The organism is Endozoicomonas sp., from assembly GCF_031844845.1.
In the GTDB taxonomy this organism is placed as follows: Bacteria; Pseudomonadota; Gammaproteobacteria; order Pseudomonadales; family Endozoicomonadaceae; genus Endozoicomonas.
Genome location: NZ_JAVRMB020000363.1, coordinates 1 through 3,595, shown reverse-complemented (window position 1 = coordinate 3,595; position 3,595 = coordinate 1). Strand labels below are relative to the sequence as shown.

The window sequence follows — 3,595 nt, the reverse complement described above, 5'->3', positions numbered from 1 at the left end:
TGCTCCTCACGAAGTGTTGCTGGTGCTGGATGCTGGTACAGGTCAGAACGCCCTGAGCCAGGCTCGTCTATTTCATGAAACAGTTCAGCTGACCGGTCTGGCACTGACCAAACTGGACGGTACTGCGAAAGGCGGTGTTATTTTTGCGCTGTCGAAGCAGATGAAACTGCCTATTCGTTTTCTGGGTGTCGGTGAGCAGATTGATGACCTGCGGCCATTCTCTGCCAATGAGTTTGTGAAAGCACTGTTTTCCCGGGAAGATTGAGATAAATGGCAGTGAGCGGCAGATGTCGCTTACTGGATTGCTTGATCAGCTAAAGATGAAACTGAGTGTCTGGTACATGGTTTCATTGAAATTGACAGGTGATGTAGGTTGGGTCGAGCGAATGCGAGCCCCAACAAACTATCAGCATCATCGGTGAAATTATTGGGGCTCACTCTGTTCGACTCAACCTACACGTCAAACTCATTGAAACCATGTGCTCGCCTTAAATAGTGGCGTTTTTATAGTAAAGAGCATCCGAGAAAAAGATAGGTAAGGACAGCTGGATGATTCGCTTTGACGGTGTCAGCAAGCGTTACCCGGGAGGTCATGTTGGCCTGGAACAGGTCAGTTTTCACCTGAAACGGGGCGAGATTGCTTTTCTTACCGGACACTCAGGTGCAGGAAAAAGTACATTGATGAAGCTGGTCATGCTGCTTGAGCGTGTCAGTGCAGGTCAGATCTGGGTGGGAGGACATAACCTCCGGGCGTTAAAAAACAGTCGGATACCTTACCTTCGACGTAATATCGGTGTTGTCTTCCAGAATCATCAGCTGCTTTTTGATCGTACTGTCTTTGATAATGTTGCCTTGCCGTTGTTGATCGCAGGGTACTCTCCGGGAGATTGTGCTGGTCGGGTTCGTGCTGCGCTGGATATGGTTGGGCTATTGAGCAAAGAGAAGCTCTTTCCGGTTGCGCTTTCCGGTGGTGAACAGCAAAGGGTTGGTTTGGCTCGAGCGGTGGTGAATCGTCCGGCACTGATTCTTGCTGATGAGCCTACCGGTAACCTTGACCCGCAGCTGTCGGCTGAAATTATGAAGCTGTTCGAGAATTTTAATCAGGTGGGGGTGACGGTTCTTATTGCCAGTCACGACCTGGCGCTGGTGGCTCGAATGCGGCACCGTATCCTGACACTGGATCATGGCAGGCTGGTCTCAGATCAGGAGGTTCAGTGAGCCTGTTTAATAAAAAGAGCGAGCGCCAGCGTGACGGGCGCCGACATAAAACCGCGGAAGATAAGGTCGTTGCTGGAAAGGCAGCTGGTAACGATACTCATAAAAGAGGAGCCAATCGGCAGACAGCCGCTACTCTGACGCTCCATTCCCTGATCAGTCTCCATCAGCAGGTCGGTAAAGATGCTTTTAGTCGTCTACAGAAGAGACCTTTGGCCAGTCTGCTGAATAGTCTGTTGATTGCTGTGGCCTTTTCCCTGCCAGTTCTGCTTTTTGTTTTGGTTAGCAATATTCAGCAGCTGGGTTCTACATGGGATGGCCAGCCGAGAATCTCGGTTTATCTTGATAATGAGGTTAGCCAGAAAGTGGTTGGTCAGCGTATTGCTGATTACCGGGATCATCCTCTGATTGAGCAGGTTGCCTACCTGTCTCCGGAACAGGGGCTGCAGGATTTTCAGCAGAAGGCAGGGTTGCAGAATGTCATTACTTCCCTGGGATTTAACCCGCTACCGGGTGTTATTCAACTGACACCTGTCAGTGATGCCTCCTTTGGGCAGCTGGATGATGCGGTGGCCACTTTTCAGAGTATGGGTGGGGTAGAAGAGGTTCGTCTGGATCGACAATGGGTGCAGAGGCTTCAGGCGATATTAACCATGCTTGAACGCTTTTCCATTATGTTGGGCGGTATATTGGGGCTGACTGTGGTTCTGGTTATCAGTAATACAGTGCGTCTTAATATAGAAAGCCGCAGAGATGAAATTAAAGTGATCAGTATGGTCGGTGGGACCCGGGGCTTTATCGCGATGCCCTTTATTTACATGGGGGTCTGGTATGGCGTAATCGGCGCAATATTAGCCCAGATCATTGTTTCTTCATTGCTAATGGTTTTGAGTAATGAAGTGACGAACCTGGCCGGATTGTATAATAGTGAGATGGTATTATCTGGTCCCAGTCTTGGAGTAATGGGGATTTTGCTACTTTCCGGGGTTTTCCTTGGTGCTCTTGGGGCAATGGGTAGCTGTTATCGACATTTTCAGGCTTTAGTTCCAGATTAAACTGTGTAAAGTAAGAAAATGTCATGTAAAGTCGATAGTGATTGCATGGCTGATCGTTGTTATTATTAGCATTAATTTGAACTTTCACTACTTTAAAAGTGTCAATTAAAGAGGGTGTTTTGACGGAGTCAGTTATGGGTAGCAGTCTTCAACCAATCGATATGTTAATTCCAGGCCGTAACATTGAGGCTTATGTTGCGTCGGTCAGCGGTATTGCTGTGTTGTCTGCTGAGCAGGAAAAGAGTCTGGCTGAACGTCTCTTTTATCACGGTGATCTTGAGGCGGCTCGGCAGATGGTCATGTCTCACCTGCGTTTTGTGGTTTACATTGCTAAAAGTTATACCGGTTATGGTTTGCCGCTGGCTGACCTGATTCAGGAAGGTAATGTTGGCCTTATGAAAGCGGTTAAGCGTTTTAACCCTGAAGTTGGTGTCAGGCTTGTCTCCTTCGCTGTGCATTGGGTCAAAGCGGAAATACACGAATTCATTCTGCGCAACTGGCGTATTGTTAAACTGGCTACTACCAAAGCACAACGCAAACTGTTCTTTAATTTACGCAGTGCTAAAAAACGTCTGTCCTGGTTGACCAATGATGAGACGAATGCCGTAGCCAACGACCTGGGCGTTGATGCTAAAGTTGTTCGCGAAATGGAAGGGCGAATGGCTGGTCAGGATACCGCCTTCGATGGCTATGCAGATGATGATAGCGATACTGCTTATCAGGCACCTGCTTACTATCTGGAAGATCGTAATGCTGATCCTTCGTCCTTACTTGAAGATGCAGACTGGACTGATAGCTCTGTTTCCCAGTTAAGAAATGCTTTGGCGCAGTTGGATGAACGCAGTCGGGATATTCTGCAAAAGCGTTGGCTGGCAGAAGACAAAGCAACGCTGCATGAGCTGGCAGGTGTCTATGGTGTATCTGCTGAGCGTATTCGCCAGCTGGAAAAGAATGCGATGAAAAAAATGAAAGGTTCTATGGAAGCTTGATATCTTTAGTGCTTATTTAAAAAGGCCGCTTTTCAGCGGCCTTTTTTGTGAATATTGAAAATAAAACAGGCTGTTGACTTTTATTCTGACCTGCGTAGAATGCGCCGCTCTTCCACGACACATGTCGGGACAGCGAAACGAAAGTTGATCGCTGACCAGGAAGAACGATTTGAAGATTGGTTGAAAAACAGCCGGTTGACAAATCAACGGGGTGCGGTAATATGCGCCTCCACTGACACGGCCCGAGCGGCAACGTCAGTGAGTTGGAAAGCTTCTTTCTTCTACGGCTTTTTAGTGAAGAGAATCGAGCCTTGACAACGAAAGCTGCTTCGGTAT

General features: G+C 48.0%; 4 protein-coding genes and 1 pseudogene. 4 read left to right on the top strand and 1 reads right to left on the bottom strand.

Annotated features, from left to right (window positions below):
* The 4 genes and pseudogenes from RM811_RS20285 to rpoH form a co-directional block, all read left to right on the top strand.
* Window positions 1–265: pseudogene (locus RM811_RS20285) on the top strand (signal recognition particle-docking protein FtsY); the annotation flags it as partial.
* A gap of 284 nt (window positions 266–549) precedes the next feature.
* A complete protein-coding gene (ftsE, locus tag RM811_RS20280; protein ID WP_402527721.1) occupies window positions 550–1,218 on the top strand; it encodes a cell division ATP-binding protein FtsE in 669 nt (222 codons plus the stop codon).
* Entirely contained in the window at window positions 1,215–2,270 is a 1,056-nt protein-coding gene (ftsX, locus tag RM811_RS20275; protein ID WP_402527720.1) for a permease-like cell division protein FtsX, read from the top strand. Before ftsE ends, ftsX begins: the two co-directional genes overlap by 4 nt.
* Window positions 2,271–2,404: 134 nt before the next feature.
* Complete coding sequence (gene rpoH, locus RM811_RS20270; RefSeq protein ID WP_402527718.1) at window positions 2,405–3,259, top strand: RNA polymerase sigma factor RpoH; 855 nt, start codon at window positions 2,405–2,407, stop codon at window positions 3,257–3,259.
* Window positions 3,260–3,275: 16 nt separating this feature from the next.
* Here the strand turns inward: rpoH and RM811_RS20265 are convergent.
* A partial coding sequence (locus RM811_RS20265) for a hypothetical protein (protein ID WP_402527717.1) occupies window positions 3,276–3,595 on the bottom strand: 320 nt, incomplete at its 5' end.

Coding starts and splice junctions, on each gene's coding strand:
- ftsE (WP_402527721.1), top strand. CDS start 550: ATGATTCGCTTTGACGGTGTCAGCAAGCGTTACCCGGGAGGTCATGTT.
- rpoH (WP_402527718.1), top strand. CDS start 2,405: ATGGGTAGCAGTCTTCAACCAATCGATATGTTAATTCCAGGCCGTAAC.